This window comes from Agrobacterium vitis (genome assembly GCF_014926405.1).
GTDB lineage: Bacteria > Pseudomonadota > Alphaproteobacteria > Rhizobiales > Rhizobiaceae > Allorhizobium > Allorhizobium vitis_H.
Map to the genome: position 1 here is coordinate 17,942 of NZ_JACXXJ020000001.1, position 15,687 is coordinate 33,628.

Genomic DNA, 15,687 nt, shown 5'->3' on the forward strand with positions numbered 1-15,687 from the left:
ATGGCCGGACGCACCCCGCCCGACAATCCCTATATCGCTGCGAGAACGGAATGGAACGAGCGCTACGGCTCCTATGTCAGGGCGGCAGCGGCCTGGCGCCTGGTCGGCATCACAGGGATGACCATGGCGGTGATCGGCTTTTCTTATGCGCTCTACCAGAGCACACAGGTGAAGCTGGTGCCGTATATCGTCGAGGTCGACAAGCTCGGTACGGCCTCGAGCGCCGGCTTTCCGCAGCAGATCGAATATGCCGATCCGCGCGTGGTGCGCGCCACGCTCGGCGGTTTCGTGTCTAACTTCCGCTCGGTAACCCCGGACGCGGTCGTGCAGAAGCAATATATCGACCGCACCTATGCGCTGCTTCGGACCTCGGATCCTGCGACCGAGAAGGTCAATGCCTGGTTCCGCTCCTCCTCGCCCTTCGAGAAGGCAAAGAACGCCACCGTCGCCGTCGAGGTCAACAATATCGTCGCGCTGTCGAACCAGTCCTACCAGATCGACTGGACCGAGTTCGAGCGCGATCGCCGCGGCAAGGAGACGGCCACACGCCGGTTCCGCGGCATCGCCACCGTGACGCTCACACCGCCGCAGGACGAGGGCATCATCCGGCTTAACCCGATCGGACTCTATCTTAGGGATCTCGACTGGACCGCGCAGCTTTGAAAGGCATGGCCCCGAACATGAACATTCGACTGAGACGTTTTCCGGCCACGCTGACCGCTGCCACGATCGTCGTCGCTCTCGTGCCCCTGTCGGCTTCTCTTTCCTCCCGCGCTCTCGCGGCCGATGGCGTCAGCGCTAACGAGGCGAAGGGGATGGGGATTTCCACCCAGTGGCGTGGATCACGCGGACTTGTCACGAAAGGACCGGACGGGAAGGTGATCTTTCTCTACGGCGAGGTGCAGCCCTCCGTGGTTTGCTCGCCCTTGCAGGTCTGCGATATCGAGCTCCAGGGCGGCGAGGTGGTTCGCGACGTGCTGGTCGGAGACACCGTGAGATGGAAAGTGGAGCCGGCGACGTCAGGTGCTGCGGGCGGGCAGGCGATCCACCTGATCGTCAAGCCATCGGAGCCGAACCTCGTCACCTCGATGGTCGTGACGACCTCGCGCCGCACCTATCATATCCAGCTCAAGTCGCATGCAAACCAATACATGGCCCGCGTCGGCTTCGAATATCCGGAAGACGTTTCCACCAAGCTCGCCGACATCAACGCGCGAATGGAGGCGAGTACCATTCCGAGCGCCGGCGTTCCGGCCGAGCAGTTGAATTTCTCATACTCGGTCTCCGGCAATGCCGGCTGGCGACCGACGCGCGTCTATAGCGATGGGGAAAAGACTTACGTCCAGTTCCCGCGCTCGATCTCCGGCCAGGATGCGCCGGTGCTGTTTGTCGTCTCCGGTGGGCAGAACCGCATCGTCAACTACCGGATGAAGGGCGACATGATGGTGGTCGACTATCACGTCGACCGCGCGGTTCTTGTTTCCGGCGTCGGCTGGAAACAGGAGAAGGTGACGATCCGGCGGGGAGGGCGGTGATGCGAAGCAGCTTGCCCTCCCGCCCACGCCCTTTGCGCGCCCTCCGCAGCCTAGCGGCAACCTGCGGCCTCGCGCTCCTCTTTTCCGGATGCCAGTCGCTCGGTACGGATGGATTGACCTCCAGCAACGCGCCTGCCGAGATCTCGGGGCCGGCAGCAAGCGCCATCGCCGGCGACATGGTGAGCAGGCTCGCCGAGCAGATCGGCCCCGGAACCGCGACCGTCTCACTGAAGCAGGACAGTTCGCCCTTCGGGCAAGCGCTGGAAGCGGCTCTAAAAGGCTGGGGCTATGCCGTTGTGACCGACCAGAAGACGGATGGTGCCGCGCGCACCGTGCCGCTTGCCTATGTCGTCATTCCCTTCGAGGGCCAGGTGCTCGCGCGGCTGTCGACCAATAGTGTCGAGCTCGGCCGCGCCTTTACCGTCACGACGACGGGGGCGCAGCCGGCGAGCGCGCTCTCGGTCATGAAGCGCGGTTAGGGGAGGGCGGTCATGGTTCAATCGCTCAAGCTCGGCGGCGCCAAGAACGAGGAGACGGGCTCCGGTATGCGCCGGATCAACCGTCTGCCGATCATCGTCGTGGTCGTGCTGGTCGTCGCCTTCCTCGCCGTCATCTTCTTCGGCCTGACGTCGCGCGGGCTTTATTTCCGCGACACCGGACCGGACACAAGCTCCGGCAATCCGGCGTCAACCTTCGCCGATCAGATCAAGCGCGGCGTTTCGGACGGCATCATCGGCGAGCCGCAGCAGGTGACGACGCTGCAGCCGACGCCGGTCGAGACGCAGGAAGAGAAGCGCTCGGTCAATCCGTTCACCCCGCAGCCCGATCAAAGGCAAGAGGCACGGCCGGAACAGCAACTGGAATCTGAACAGGCCTGGCGCGCCCGTTTGCAGCGCGAGCAGGAAGAGCAATATCTTCGTGAGCGGCAGCGCCAGAGAATGGCCCGGCTGCAGGCCAATGACGCCGCCTATGACTCACCGATCGCTGTCGACCGCGGCAAGTTCGACAGGCAGGGATCAGATACAAACGACACCGCCGCGACGAAGACGAACGGCGTTTCCACTGCGACGACACCGGGCGCATCCGACCTGTACTCGGCCGCTCTTCGTGCGGGACTCGGCGGTCAAAATGTTGATCCGAACGGCCAGAAATCCAAGGAGGATTTCTTCAATGCCGACCTCAAGGAGCTCGGCTATCTTCCGAACCGTGTCGTGCCCCAGCAGTCGCTTTACGAACTCAAGCGCGGCTCGGTCGTTCCCGCGACCTTGATCACCGGGATTAATTCCGACCTTCCCGGTCGCATCACCGCCCAGGTGAGCCAGAACGTCTATGATTCAGCGACGGGACATCGGCTTCTGATCCCGCAGGGAACGAAACTGTTCGGTCGGTACGACAGCAAGGTCTCGTTTGGCCAGAGCCGTGTTCTGGTCGTCTGGACCGACATCATCTTCCCGAACGGCTCAACGCTCCAGATCGGCGGCATGGCTGGCACAGACGCGCAAGGTTACAGCGGCTTTCGCGACAAGGTCGATAGGAAGTGGCTCCAGACATTTGGATCGGCGATCCTCATTGCGGTGATCGGCACGGGGATCGACATGGCCGTTCCGCAGAGTTCGACGCTGGCGACACAGGACACCGCCTCGGATGCCGCCCGGCGGAATTTTGCCGAGACCTTCGGTCGTGTCGCAGACCGGGCCATCCAGAGAAATATGGACGTGCAGCCGACTCTCGAGATCCGGCCGGGTTACAAGTTCAATGTCCTTGTCGACCAGGACATCGTTTTTCCTGGGACATATCGATGAGCGCTTGGCCGGACAAACGGTCGCCCATCTTTTTGTTTCTTGGTGTATCGCGCTCAGAACGTGCCGGCAAACGCGTCCTTTATATGCCCAACTAGCCGACGTTCGATTTCACTGAGTGGATTGTCGGTGGAAAAAATCGCCCATAGACGCCGTCTGGGCACGATATGGTCGAGGGGGAAGGCCTCTACCAAGTCATCCTCAAGCTCCTTGCGCACGACAGAAGCGGGCAATATCGTCCCGAATGGCGAGCGCCGTATGACCGAAACAATCAACGGGATTGAGCCAAGTCGCATGACTGGTTCGAGTTGCACCGTCGCCTTGGCAAGCGCCGTAATCAGAGTTTGATGCATCGTCACGTGTGCCGGTGCCAGAATGAGCGGAATTCCCCGTAGCTCGTCGGCAGACACGCGTTTGGATTGTGGACAAAACCCAACGTTCTTATTTACGATTAACGAAATGTCTTCGCTCGCGCCTACGGGTAAACTCCCGACTTGAAGGTCAACTCTCCCCACGACAGCTATATTAAGTTGACCGCTGCGTACTCCTCCATGGAGAGTGTCACGGGGACCTTCAACGACTTCAATCCGGCAATCTGGAAATTCACGGTGAAACGCGCTCAACGCTTCGGCCATGCATTCGGACGTGCGCGAATCGCTGCTCCAGCTCGGGGGTAGACCGATGCGAATAGACTGCCGGAACTCCGCAGCCACCTTGCCGCTCTTTGCGAGAGCATCATTGAAGCATTGTTCGATCCCAAGGCAGATAGGATGTAGCCTCATGGCGGATTCCGTTGGAGTGGAACCCCCGCGGCCCTTAACAATCAATGAGGTTTCCAGGGCAGTTTCAAGCAGAGCGATCTGCGTCGGGACCATAGGAGCAGTCAGGCCAACAGCGCGCGCAGCGGCGGCCATGCTGCCCGTTTTCACGACAAGGTTGAACGTTGCTATCTGCTTTAGCGTCGCCGCAGGGCTGAAGGGCTGGAAGCGGCCGCCGGACGAGCCGTCTGTTGAAAGAGACCGCCGCAACTCTGCCAGGAATGTTTGCATAACGGGGTCCAATCCCGACTCGCGCGCATGAATGACGCAAGGTGGACCATCAGGCACCGCGTACATTCGTGGTGCAATATCTGCAATACGGGCCGGCATAAGCGGCCGCGGCAACAGAAGGTCATGACTGGAAAAGAGAAGTGCCATGCCGAAGTAGTCTTGAAGGCCAACTGCCGCTGTAGCGACTTTGTGCGACAGCCGGGGCCAATTAGGGTGTCGTGCTATGTCATCGCTCAATGTTCCCGGGAGTTCGGGAACTATCATGTCTCTGAGCGCATCCTTATTCATCTGCGGATCGAACGCACCTTCACCTACCGCCATCCACGTACCGATGGGCATCACGGAAGGTTCGTCTGGTCTGTTATTTCCTTTGGTGCACCGGACGGACAACTCCAATATTGACGAGGAGTTTGCAATCATAGGCTGCTGGTCGGCGCGTGACTCAAAAGGCGAATGACGCGACGAAATAAGATCGAGAAAGCAATCCTGCTGGATGGAATGCACGCGTCGGATCGCGTCCTGGACAGCAAGCGCCATATACGTTCCTGTATATGCTTCGTCCAATTGGATGATAACGCTTCGAATAGTTTCTTCGGCGCCCGAGCGAACGCGCAGGCGCAGGCGCAGAAATTCCTCCGCCAGCAGAAGGCGGACACTCCGATTATACAGCCAAACGGCTGATGGCAGCGGCCACATGTTCCGACCGTGGCGAGCGAAGAGTTTCAACCCAAGCCGCGTTTCCAACCCATGCAGTCGTGCGCTGAAGGCAGAGGTTGTGAGTCCAATCGCATCCGCCGCTCGCGACATGCTGATACTATCGCAGGCGGTGATAAAAGCTGCCAGATGTGAGAGGTCTATTTTCGGCGTGGTCATCCTAGCCCAACTCCTCACATTCTAGACGCATTGACTATTAAAGCGCGTCCCCTCGCTAACTCTCTGCCTGATGATGTGCGTGTGCTAGAGCGTCGCTACTGAAGGCGCGGATTCACTTACCCAGGACACTATTGTTCTGGCCAGTATTCCCGGCAAGGGATGCTGGAAAATCATGTGCGCAAGAGATTGAGAAATTCGGACTGTTTATCCATTTCTCGCAATCCTGCAAAAAGCGTTTCAGGATGGACCGGCCTAAGTCTCCCGGCTCGCGCCAGGCCGTCCCGCAGCTTTCCGATGATATCTTCCCAATCTGCCGGCGTTTCTGGAGATCCTCGGGGAACGTCCCGGTACGCCGTCAAACGTAATCCGCCCTTCAGGATGACCTCGATTTCCCCGGCGTCCTTCTCGTCTGGGCGAACGACCATGTGAACCTTAGGCATGAGCAATGCGATATCGTCATGCCCCAGAGCGGCCGTTTCGAAATCGTCCAGTGTCACTTTGCCGCGCGCCAACGCCACGGCGACTGTGTAGTTCATGCTGAATTTGCCCTCGATGCCGGTAGTCGGATTGGGGAAGCGCAAGTAATGCGTGCATTCTTCGCGAACCGCACACGTGACTTGCTCAATTCTTTCCGGGTCGATCGCATGACGGCGTTGAATTTCAATCGCCCCGTCGATGGCCAGATGGGTGCAACTGCAGCATGGGTAAAGCTTTACAGCGAGGCCAGGAGAAACCAGTTCCCAAACGTCACCAATTCCAGAGAGGTCGATGCGGTCCTTAGATCGGTCGGTTAGTGCGGCCAGAAACCCATTCTCGGCCTCCAGGATATCCGCGCCGGCGGAGAAACCTTGCTCGGCAAGCGCGGCGGCGAGATAGGCGGCCTGCGCCGCACGCCCACAATGGAGGCTTTTGGTCATGGTTCCCGTGTTACCCAGAAGCCCTCCAGCGAAAGAAGAGGCGATTGCCAGGGCACGCTCGGTTTGACCGGTATGAAGACCACGAAGATGGGCGGCGGCAGCCGCGGCGCCGAGAGTTCCGAGGGTCGACATAGTGTGCCAACCGCGACGCGTATGTGCCGTGCCGATGGCGCTGCCGAGCTTGCAAGCTACCTCGATCCCAACAGCATAGGCGCGAACCATTGCCATACCGCTCGCTTTTGTCGCAACGGCGGTCGGTATCAGCGCGCTGACGATGGGCGCGCTGGGATGACCATTCATCGAATACTCGCTGGTATCGTCAAAATCGTCCGCGTGCGCGCAGACACCGATAAGCATGGCCGCCAGAGCCGGATCGCTCCAGCGTCCCAAACCGGGGGCGATAAATGGCGCGTTGTCGTCGGAAGGTGCGCAGACCCGCTCCAAAAGCGCTACGGCTTCAGAAGCGGAACCGGCATAGATGCATGCCAGAGTATCCGCGATATGTAGCTTGGCTTTTTCCGAAACCTCCGTCGGCAATTCGCGTACGTTCGCGATGAATTCCGAAAGGCGGGTAGTTGCGGAGATAGCCATGACGATTGTTCCATTGCGTCGATCCGCAGGGTTTCGGACCGTCATTTAAGCCTCTCCGGGCCAGCGACCTTGTTTTTCCAACCCTGATCGCCCAGGAAGTCGGTTCGGAGCCAATGATGGCTCGATTACTCGACCTCTGTTGCGGTCAAGCAATACGTTCCAGGAAGGACGCTGTACGCGCGTTTTTCGGTGCCGAGAAAATCTGCTCAGGTGGTCCTTCCTCGATAATGGAGCCCTTGTCCATAACAACGACACGATCAGCCACTTCACGGGCAAATCCCATCTCATGTGTCACGACAATCATGGTCATTCCTTTTCCCGCCAGTTCCTTCATAACAGCTAGAACCTCGCCAACCATTTCAGGGTCAAGCGCGCTGGTTGGTTCATCAAACAGCACGACTTCTGGATTCATGGCGAGGACACGTGCAATCGCGACACGCTGCTGCTGTCCTCCTGATAATTGAGCGGGATACTGATCTCTTTTGTCTGTCAGACCCACACGATCGAGGAGCGCCAACCCGCGCTCGGTCGCCTCCCGTTTTGTCTGCTTGAGCACATGGACCGGTGCTTCAATGATGTTTTGAAGGGCGGTCAGATGTGGGAAAAGATTGAACCGCTGGAAGACCATACCGACGTTGCGTCGTATAGAGGCCTTCTCCCTTTCGCTGAGGTCAACCTTCTTGCCGCCAACAATCTTGTTGCTGACGAGGGTTCCATTCATAAATATCTCGCCGTTCTGGATTTCTTCGAGATGATTTATACACCGAATAAGCGTCGTCTTGCCTGATCCAGACGGACCGATCACGACAACAGTCTCTTTGGGTCGAACGGTCATCGAGATGTTTTCAAACACGCTCAAGGTGCCGAATGATTTGCTCACGTTGCGGAGTTCAACGGCAGGTGCGACGCTGCCTTCGGAATGATCGGCCATATCAGGTATCCATTTGTAAGAGGTTGGCAGCTTTTGCGTCTGGTCTTCGCGCGGCGGTTCGCGGGCTCCAGGAAAGCCGGTTCTCGATCCATTGCTGCAACCCAGTCCATACTCCGGTCAGGACGAGGTAGTAGACGGAAATCGCGGCATAGGCTTCAAATGTCTTGAAGTTTTGCGATCGCATGCTGTCAGCAACATGGACGAGTTCCGGTACGGCGATAACGCTCAGGAACGCGGTGGTCTTGAACATCATGTTGCACTGGTTTCCGAGCGATGGCAGGATTATGCGCAGCGCCTGGGGAAGAATGATACGACGCATCGCCATCGATGGCATCATGCCGAGTGCCTTCGCAGCCTCGCTTTGTCCATTGTCGACCGACCTGATACCAGCACGCGTGATTTCGCTCATGTAAGCTGCTTCATGGAGGCTAAAGGCTAAAATCCCGGCGACAATAGCGCCGCTGATCGAGAAGACCGGTGTGCTGATCGTGGACGGAAAAATATCGACGCCGATGAGGTATGGCAGCCCGAAATAAATCAGAAACAGCTGGACAAGAATTGGCGTACCGCGGAAGAACCAGACGTAGAGCCAGTTGAACCCCCTGAGCACACCGAAGCGGCTCAATCCGAACAGGGCCAGAAACAAGCCGGCCACCACGCCAGCTATCATCGAGGTAAGTGTGACGGAGACTGCGATCCAAACAGCATACAAAAGCTGCGATGGCGGCGAGAAAACCAGCTCAAGGAAGTAGTTGAAATCGAAGTTCATGGTTGAGCTCCCGGAGCAACTTGTCTGCGTTCACGAGAAATTTGTGGCTTAGCGCGAAGACGCTTGCAGAATGGGGGACGGAGCGGTGTCATATCGATGCGAACCCCTTTGAATAGCGTTTCTCCAATGCGGCTTGGACGAAGCTCCACGCGGTTGTCAGGGCCAGGTAATAGATCGATACACCGAGATAGACCTCGAAAGTCTTGAATGTCACAGAGTTGACTGCATCGGCGATGAACAACATCTCCGGAACTGCGATCAGGTATAAGAGTGATGTCGCCTTGAACATGCCGTTCATCTGGTTGCCCAGCGGTGGCAGCATGATGCGGATCGCCTGTGGCAGAATGATTCTCTGCATCAGCAGCCTCGGTGTCATTCCCACGGCCTTGCCAGCGTCCCACTGCCCGTGATCTACCGACGCGATCGCGCCGCGGGATATTTCGCTGAAAAATGCGGCCTCATGCAATGCAAACGCGGTCACTCCCGCGACTATTGTGCCGCTGAGTGAAATAAACCCGAACAGGTGAAAGTCTTGTGGAAAAAGGTCAATATTGGTGAGGTAAGGCAGCCCGAAATAGATGATAATGACCTGCACTAGAAGTGGGGTGCCTCGAAACACGAAGATGTAAACACTGTTGAACCAGCGAAGCACACGCAATCGCGAAAGCCCGAAAAGCGAAAGCACCAGTCCCAGCACGACGCCGATGACCATGGAGGCGAATGCCACCAGCACCGTCGTCAGCAGGCCTCGCAGAAGCGCCGGGCGAGGATTGAAGACAAAATCCAGGAAAAAGGTGATATCGAACTGCATTTCGATAATGGTCCCCATTTATTTTGTTTGAGTCCGCCGCGCCGAGAGATGGTCCTCTTATGACGGAAGCCTGCCGCCGCGGCGGCAAGCTAAAGCCTTACAGCTGCCCGAACGCATGGAGCTTACAGCGTCATCGCCCGATCACGGGCACTGCTTGTCATCGCGGCACAGCTCGACGTGGCCATCCATACCCCAGGTCTTGGCCGCTTGCTCGACATAGCCGCCCTCAAAAAGAGCGACGTAGGCCTTACGCACTGCTTCGTGCAATGCAGGATCGTCCTTTCTGAGGACGATTCCGATCGTTAGGGGATCGATCGGAAGGCCGCCGATCTCATACTTGTCGTCCGTAAGCTTCATGAAGTAGGACAACGTCATAGCGTCGCTGACAAATGCGTCGACGCGCTTCAGATCGAGCTGGCGGAACGTGGTTGTATTCTGGGGGTAGGATTGAATTTCGATAGCTGGCTTGCCTTCAGCTTCGACTTTCGCGCTCGCCTCTTTCAGCAACCGTTCATTCGTGCTCGAGACAAGTACCGCGACGCGATGGCCTGCAAGATCCTCATATGTCTTGATATTAAGAGGGTTTCCCTTCGGGACGAGAAGCCCCATGCGTTCGCGGATGTATTCGACGAAGTTGTACTTAGCAATACGGGCCGGGCTTTTCGAATTGTTGGACATAACCGCATCGCATTTGCCGGTGTCGAGGGCAGCGAATATACTTGCGAACGGGTAGTGAACCACTTCACTTTTGATGCCCATGACTGGGCCGATTGCCGACATGACGTCAACGTTGAATCCCTTGGGGGTTACCCCGTCTTCAGCCAGGAAACCACCGGGCGGATTGCCCAGTTCCGTGCACATCACGATCTTGCCGGCCTTAGCCAGCTTCTCGGTCGGCTCGACGCTCTTCGCGGGCGTGGTCGGAAGCTTGACCTCGTAGGCGGTACCTTCTTTTGCCTCCTGGGCGCTGGCGATCGAAGTCGTCAAGGCCACTCCGGCGGCGAGCCAAAGGCTCATGATCATTGCGGACGAACGAGTATTCATTGTATTCCCCTTTCTTTTCATTGCGTCAAAGCCGAACTGTTTAAAACTCCCAGTTTCGACAACAGTCAGGCTTGGTGTTGTTCACATAGAGCGAAGTGTATCAACGGATTACGGCATTGGACTCTCCATTATAGTTGAAGCGGCCGGCCTGCCGACCGCTCCCGCATCCCACTACAATTGCAGTTTTCTGTTTTCCTCGGCCAGAGCGTCGGATATTGCTTCAATGGTCGCGGTTTTGCTGCTCTCCATGAAGCGCGAAACTGTGTTTCGCACGAGGATTGGTCTTACCGAAGCGTCATAAGCGAAGGCTCCAACCGCAAGCGCGGCTCGGACATCGGTTGGCCAGATCGCATCGAATGCTCGCCGGGTCTCGCAAACGGAGAACCGCCCTTGACGAGCTGCCATTTGCGATCGGGCGGCTTTGGTTTCCGCATCGTCGATTGTATAATCATCACGAACGACAACCCCGTAGGCGGTTCGAGCCCAATCCACTGAGACCAGGCCACGCTTGACGTCGCTGGCGACCTGGTGGGGATCCCTTTCTGCAGCAGGGCCGAACCCGCCACCGGCTGGAGTGATCAAGCGAACCACGTCACCGCGTTTGAAATGCAGAACATCGATCTTGCCGATGTCGCGCTCATCCTTGCGGCCTGGGTTCATGATGACCCGGGCGAGCGATCCCGGCGCTCCGCCTTCGACGCCCCAAGGGCTGAATTTGAGACGATCCATTCCGCGGACGGTCATGACCGCTTCGACATCGGTATTCTCGAGATCAAGAACAACGGCCGCGCCACTGCGCCAGCGTCCCGGCGCCTGACTGTCTGCGAGCAGACCATAGCGCCGCACGCGCATGATCGTTTCGACTTCGACAGTTTCCGCGGGGACCGTCAGCAACGAACCGGAACGGTTGTCGATGCCATCGATCCCATCCTGTCCGATTCGACCACCGCCGCCGCCGCAAATCGGATTGATTACACTAACGCGCTTACCACCATGCAGCCTGTCGCGGCCTGTCACGACTATAATGCCGGACATGCCAGGACCCGCCGCTGCCAGCGCGTCGGGTATTGCTGCGTTCAAGCAACCGAGGACAACGTCGTATACGCGTGTCGACGCAGTAACACGCGATCCCCCGGCCGCTGGGAAGTTCGCGTTAATGATGGTGCCGCGAGGCGCTATGATCCTGACGGGGCGGAGGAGACCCCGGTTTCGTGGCGCATCGGGCGCCTTCGTCAGAATGTAGTAGATGAGCGATTGCAACGTATACGGGTGGGTTGTCGTCCCCGTCACGTAGTTGAACGCCGCGAGCACCTGTGGATCTGTACCCGTAAAATCGAAGATCAGGTTGCTTCCGTCGACGGTCATGCGCGCGTGAATATTGATGTACTCACCAGGCCGCATTCCTTCGATGTAGTCAGCGAACTCGTAGGTGCCATCCGGGATGGCCGAGATCACTTCCCGTGCACGCGCCTCCGACAGCGCGAGGGTCGCGTCCATTCCCTTCAGGACCTCGTCGGTCGAATAGCGATCGCACAACTGGCCCAGCCGGACATCCATGCTTTTCAATGCCGAGAGCATCGCCTGGATATCACCCCAGAGTTCGCTGGAGATGCGACTATTGTCCAGGAGGATGTTCTTCACAGATTCATTGAGGACACCTTCCCGATAGAGTAGGACCGGGCGAAGTCGCAGCCCTTCCTGAAAGACCTCGGTCAGGGTCGGAGCAATGCTACCTGGCACTGCGCCGCCAATATCGGACGCATGTACGAATGCCCACGCCAATGCGATGAGTTGGCCATCCCGGAAGATCGGACGGACAAGCGATACGTCCATCATGTGAGTAACCATCCCGTCGCTGGAGAACGGGTCATTGGTGATAATGCAATCACCTGGCTTGAGCGAAGAGAGCGGGATATCCCCTAGCCCTCCTTTCACCGACAGGCCTATGAACGCACTGACGCCAGTATTGATCGGGTAGGCAAATGCTTCTCCATCCGCATTGGCGAGCGCGCATTGAAAGTCCTGGACGAGCTTCACGAAGGTCGTGTGCGCCGTGCGCTGCAGCGTCGACGACGCTTCTTCGACAATTGCGTTGAAGCGATTTGCCATGATGGCGGTTTGAACGGGATCCATGTTTTAGCCCCTCCGATCCAGAGAAATAGCACCGGAGCTGATTGCTTCGGCCGTGTAGGCAGGCGGGACAAGGATCGTTGAGTCATCCTCTTCGATGATGCATGGCCCCTCGACCCTGCTTCCTCTTTCGAGGTCACTGCGGGCATAGATCGGAGTATTTGGATAAAGCCGCCCCGCGATACGGAGGTCGCGCCTGGCGATGGCTGAGACCTCGCCCCTCCTGGAGCTCCCCTCGATATTCACCTGCGAGGGAGAGGGCAGGCTTCCGCGGATGCGAACGCGCAACTCTACAAATTCGACGGCAGCATTCCGGTCGCAATGGGCATAAAGCCTGTTGTGCTCGTCATGGAAGCGATCGGAAATCGTTGCCAGATCCGGGAAGCTGCCATCGGCTTTGGTCGGGACGACGACCGGAACCTGGAATGACTGCCCTTTATATCGTAGTTCCGCCCAAAATTCGTGATCGATCGACGTCAGGCGATCGAGTTCCACCTGCTGCTTGAGCCAGTCGACCGTCTCCGATGCGAGGTGCCTGAATGCGTCAGAGAGCGATTCATGCGTTATCGTCGTGCCTTGAATGACGTTGACGACATCGTGGGTGAGGGTCGTGACCACGCCGCCACAGGCGCAGAAAACCGAAGGCGCGGCAGGCACGATGACCGAATTTATTCCAACCTCGTCCGCAAGCAGTGGTCCATGCAGAGCTCCGTTTCCGCCGAACGTCACAAGCGTCACGTTCTGCGGGTCGAGTCCGTGCGCAGCGAGATAGGGCAGAATCCTGCTGACCATCGTCGAGGTTGTCACGGAAAGGCAGGCATCGGCAGCTTCCGCAGTCGTCACGCTGAGCCGGCCGGCAATACTGTCATATGCTGTCGCAGCGCGGTTCACGTCCAAAGGCATGGCGCCGCCAAGGAAATTGCCGGCATTGAGATAGCCGCATAGAAGATAAGCGTCGGTCACTGTTGGGCGGACGCCACCCCTCCCGAAGGCTGCCGGGCCAGGATAGGCGCCAGCGCTTTCAGGGCCGATCCGCATCGCGGGTCCCTCGAGATGGACTAGGGAGCCGCCACCGGCGCCAATCGCTTCAATCTCGGTTACGGGCAAGGTAATGGGAAAGTCGCCTACTGCTCCCTGCGAGGTGACCGTCGGGTTGCCCTGACGGACCAGCGACACATCTGTGCTCGTGCCGCCCATATCAAAGGTGAGCAAGTATTCATGCTTGCTGAGCGAAGAGACAGTCTGTGCGGCGGTCACCCCGGACGCCGGCCCCGACAACAGCGTGTGAACCGGAAACTTCGCCGCGTCCGCAAGCCCAAGTGCACCACCATTGGAGCGCGTCACAAACAGCCGGACAGATGAAAGCCTGTTAGTGACGTAGCGCTCAATCTCCTGCAGATATGCCTGGACGCGGGGTTTGACATAGGCGTTTAAAGTTGCATTGACAGCACGCTCGTATTCCCCGATGCGCGGCCAGATTTCACTCGAAATACAGACGTCCATTTCCGGGTCGATCTCATTGATCAAGCCACGGATCCCGCGCTCGTGCTTAGGATTTCGAAAGCTGTGAAGAAAAACGACGGCGATTGCCTTAACGTCGGCGGCCTTAACGCCAGCCACTGCCCGGCGAACTGCTTCGGCGTCGATCGGTGTAAGCACCTCGCCATCGGCATCGAGACGTTCCGGGATCTCGAAAACGAGGTCCCGAGCTACAAGCGGAATTGCGCGGGAGGAGAATAAATCTACGGGATTCTTGAGACGAAGGCGCTGGAGCTCAAGGATGTCGCGGAAACCCTCCGTCACGAAAAGCGCGATGGGTTCTGCGGATCGTTCGATCACCGTATTGGTGCTAACCGTCGTACCGTGCATGACAACGACTTCGTCATCATCCGAAATTCGCAGCTGGTCGAGAAGCGGCTCAAACCCGTCCTTGAACCCTTCCGCAAAGTGCGGAGGCGTAGAGGGAACCTTCAGACGAGTAATTCCCTGGGAGCTGTCAGAACGCCAACCGACAAAGTCGGTGAACGTTCCGCCGATATCCACTCCTATGCGGACGAGAGCCATCAAACACTTCCTATCTTGACCTTTGCAACGGCAACAAACGTCCTTCCCGGGCGAAATGCTCGGGCGTACTAATCTGTCGCAATCGGCTTTGATGAGGATTATGTTATGTCGGAATGGCCAATGGTTTATAGCGGGGTTTCATTGAAATGGGCGAATAGTTTCTTCGAACCATCAGGGCTGCATTGCAGCCTGTTCCCAAGGGCGAAAGAGGCCGGCGATTTGTCTTCGCCCGGAAACGCAGTTCAAGTGGAAAACCGCGACGAAGCCACCGAAAAAGTTCGGCAGCTTCGCCAACCCACCAACTTACAAAGTTTGGCTTATCGCCCGACGAGGCAGCCTAGGACACGCCCGGTTGTGCTGACGGCTTGAAGCGCACCACGAAACGGTGGCGGTCGCCAGGATAAATAAGACGGACGAAGGTAATAAGCTGTTCATCCAGCCAGGTCCGGCGCGCGATGGATATGCATGCGGTTCGCTCAACCACTTGCAACCGGCGAGCAAGTATGGCGTCAGCCGACACCGCTCGTATCGAATGTTCTCCGTCTGTGAACGGAACGTTATGAAGGAGCCAACTGCCGGGCGGTTCGTCCTTGAACTGAAGTCTCTCCACCTGGGGAACCGCGTCGAGGTTGATTTGGCGGGTTTCCATGGTGAACGGGAGATTGTCAGCGTAGTGCATGACTTCAAGGGTCAAAAGACGCGTCCCGACAGGAACGCCGACATGACGCGCATCTAGAGGGTCGGTCGCCTTGCGAATGCTCCGATCCGTGATCTCAAACGTGTAGGTCCGGTCAATCGCCATGACCTCTGCACGGATGTCCTGAATGTGCATCAACGGCTCTTCGATCCGCGGCGGAGCTACAAAGGACCCGGATCGGCGCTTCCGGGTAATCATTCCCGAAGCAGCCAGGCTCGACAGAGCCTTGTTCACCGTCATCCGAGAGCAGTTATAGATGTCGACCAACTCACGCTCCGGCGGAATCCGGGCACCTGGGCCCCACTCACCCGTGGCAATCTTGTTCTCGATGTCACGCTGGATCTCCGAGTATCGAGATGCGGCATGCTTTTCTATTGCAAGATCATCCATGGGCAAGCGACGCTGCCTTTGAAATATTGGAACTGCTCACGATCGTACCTCTTTCACCATCTGCAAAAACCGTATCAATGGTCTATA

General features: G+C 57.8%; 13 protein-coding genes. 4 read left to right on the forward strand and 9 right to left on the reverse strand.

Translation table 11 applies throughout. From position 1 onward, the window contains the following. Genes IEI95_RS00085 through IEI95_RS00100 form a run of 4 tightly spaced genes read left to right on the forward strand, consistent with a single transcriptional unit; the run spans window position 1 to window position 3,337 of the window. The gene (locus IEI95_RS00085; protein WP_071208211.1) at window positions 1–663 is read left to right on the forward strand and encodes a conjugal transfer protein TrbF; all 663 of its coding nucleotides are present in this window, start codon (window positions 1–3) and stop codon (window positions 661–663) included. Window positions 664–680: 17 nt separating this feature from the next. Further along, window positions 681–1,535: a P-type conjugative transfer protein TrbG gene (gene trbG / locus IEI95_RS00090; RefSeq protein ID WP_071208371.1), complete on the forward strand. Its 855-nt coding sequence runs from the start codon at window positions 681–683 to the stop codon at window positions 1,533–1,535. Next, window positions 1,535–2,014, forward strand: coding sequence for a conjugal transfer protein TrbH (gene trbH, locus IEI95_RS00095; RefSeq protein WP_194415605.1), 480 nt, complete (start codon window positions 1,535–1,537; stop codon window positions 2,012–2,014). Before trbG ends, trbH begins: the two co-directional genes overlap by 1 nt. Before the next feature lie 12 nt (window positions 2,015–2,026). Continuing rightward, window positions 2,027–3,337, forward strand: a complete 1,311-nt coding sequence (locus tag IEI95_RS00100) for an IncP-type conjugal transfer protein TrbI (protein ID WP_194415607.1) — start codon at window positions 2,027–2,029, stop codon at window positions 3,335–3,337. Window positions 3,338–3,390: 53 nt separating this feature from the next. Here the strand turns inward: IEI95_RS00100 and IEI95_RS00105 are convergent, their stop codons facing one another. The 9 genes from IEI95_RS00105 to hutC form a co-directional block, all read right to left on the reverse strand. After that, window positions 3,391–5,256 carry a LysR family transcriptional regulator gene (locus tag IEI95_RS00105; protein ID WP_194415609.1) on the reverse strand — a complete coding sequence of 622 codons (1,866 nt, stop codon included), beginning with the start codon at window positions 5,254–5,256 and terminating at the stop codon, window positions 3,391–3,393. 170 nt (window positions 5,257–5,426) lie between these two features. Beyond that, complete coding sequence (locus IEI95_RS00110) at window positions 5,427–6,764, reverse strand: MmgE/PrpD family protein (protein ID WP_234934142.1); 1,338 nt, start codon at window positions 6,762–6,764, stop codon at window positions 5,427–5,429. Between the two features lie 145 nt (window positions 6,765–6,909). After that, a complete protein-coding gene (locus IEI95_RS00115; RefSeq protein WP_194415614.1) occupies window positions 6,910–7,695 on the reverse strand; it encodes an amino acid ABC transporter ATP-binding protein in 786 nt (261 codons plus the stop codon). Window position 7,696: 1 nt separating this feature from the next. Then, window positions 7,697–8,464: an amino acid ABC transporter permease gene (locus tag IEI95_RS00120; RefSeq protein ID WP_060716473.1), complete on the reverse strand. Its 768-nt coding sequence runs from the start codon at window positions 8,462–8,464 to the stop codon at window positions 7,697–7,699. A gap of 88 nt (window positions 8,465–8,552) precedes the next feature. Continuing rightward, on the reverse strand, window positions 8,553–9,275 hold the full coding sequence (locus IEI95_RS00125) for an amino acid ABC transporter permease (protein WP_071208370.1): 723 nt from the start codon (window positions 9,273–9,275) through the stop codon (window positions 8,553–8,555). Between the two features lie 141 nt (window positions 9,276–9,416). Further along, complete coding sequence (locus tag IEI95_RS00130) at window positions 9,417–10,319, reverse strand: ABC transporter substrate-binding protein (RefSeq protein ID WP_153517046.1); 903 nt, start codon at window positions 10,317–10,319, stop codon at window positions 9,417–9,419. A 171-nt stretch (window positions 10,320–10,490) separates the two neighbouring features. Beyond that, entirely contained in the window at window positions 10,491–12,452 is a 1,962-nt protein-coding gene (locus tag IEI95_RS00135; protein WP_060716471.1) for a hydantoinase B/oxoprolinase family protein, read from the reverse strand. A 3-nt stretch (window positions 12,453–12,455) separates the two neighbouring features. Continuing rightward, window positions 12,456–14,513 (reverse strand): hydantoinase/oxoprolinase family protein, encoded by a 2,058-nt coding sequence (locus tag IEI95_RS00140; protein ID WP_194415615.1) that lies wholly within the window; start codon window positions 14,511–14,513, stop codon window positions 12,456–12,458. A 337-nt stretch (window positions 14,514–14,850) separates the two neighbouring features. Beyond that, entirely contained in the window at window positions 14,851–15,600 is a 750-nt protein-coding gene (gene hutC / locus IEI95_RS00145; protein WP_060716469.1) for a histidine utilization transcriptional repressor HutC, read from the reverse strand. Between the last annotated feature and the right edge of the window lie 87 nt (window positions 15,601–15,687).

What these genes read in the sequence shown, in the direction of transcription:
- IEI95_RS00085 (WP_071208211.1), top strand. Translation starts at nt 1, where the DNA reads ATGGCCGGACGCACCCCGCCCGACAATCCCTATATCGCTGCGAGAACG.
- trbG (WP_071208371.1), top strand. Translation starts at nt 681, where the DNA reads ATGAACATTCGACTGAGACGTTTTCCGGCCACGCTGACCGCTGCCACG.
- trbH (WP_194415605.1), top strand. Translation starts at nt 1,535, where the DNA reads ATGCGAAGCAGCTTGCCCTCCCGCCCACGCCCTTTGCGCGCCCTCCGC.
- IEI95_RS00100 (WP_194415607.1), top strand. Translation starts at nt 2,027, where the DNA reads ATGGTTCAATCGCTCAAGCTCGGCGGCGCCAAGAACGAGGAGACGGGC.
- IEI95_RS00105 (WP_194415609.1), bottom strand. Translation starts at nt 5,256, where the DNA reads ATGACCACGCCGAAAATAGACCTCTCACATCTGGCAGCTTTTATCACC.
- IEI95_RS00110 (WP_234934142.1), bottom strand. Translation starts at nt 6,764, where the DNA reads ATGGCTATCTCCGCAACTACCCGCCTTTCGGAATTCATCGCGAACGTA.
- IEI95_RS00115 (WP_194415614.1), bottom strand. Translation starts at nt 7,695, where the DNA reads ATGGCCGATCATTCCGAAGGCAGCGTCGCACCTGCCGTTGAACTCCGC.
- IEI95_RS00120 (WP_060716473.1), bottom strand. Translation starts at nt 8,464, where the DNA reads ATGAACTTCGATTTCAACTACTTCCTTGAGCTGGTTTTCTCGCCGCCA.
- IEI95_RS00125 (WP_071208370.1), bottom strand. Translation starts at nt 9,275, where the DNA reads ATGCAGTTCGATATCACCTTTTTCCTGGATTTTGTCTTCAATCCTCGC.
- IEI95_RS00130 (WP_153517046.1), bottom strand. Translation starts at nt 10,319, where the DNA reads ATGAATACTCGTTCGTCCGCAATGATCATGAGCCTTTGGCTCGCCGCC.
- IEI95_RS00135 (WP_060716471.1), bottom strand. Translation starts at nt 12,452, where the DNA reads ATGGATCCCGTTCAAACCGCCATCATGGCAAATCGCTTCAACGCAATT.
- IEI95_RS00140 (WP_194415615.1), bottom strand. Translation starts at nt 14,513, where the DNA reads ATGGCTCTCGTCCGCATAGGAGTGGATATCGGCGGAACGTTCACCGAC.
- hutC (WP_060716469.1), bottom strand. Translation starts at nt 15,600, where the DNA reads ATGGATGATCTTGCAATAGAAAAGCATGCCGCATCTCGATACTCGGAG.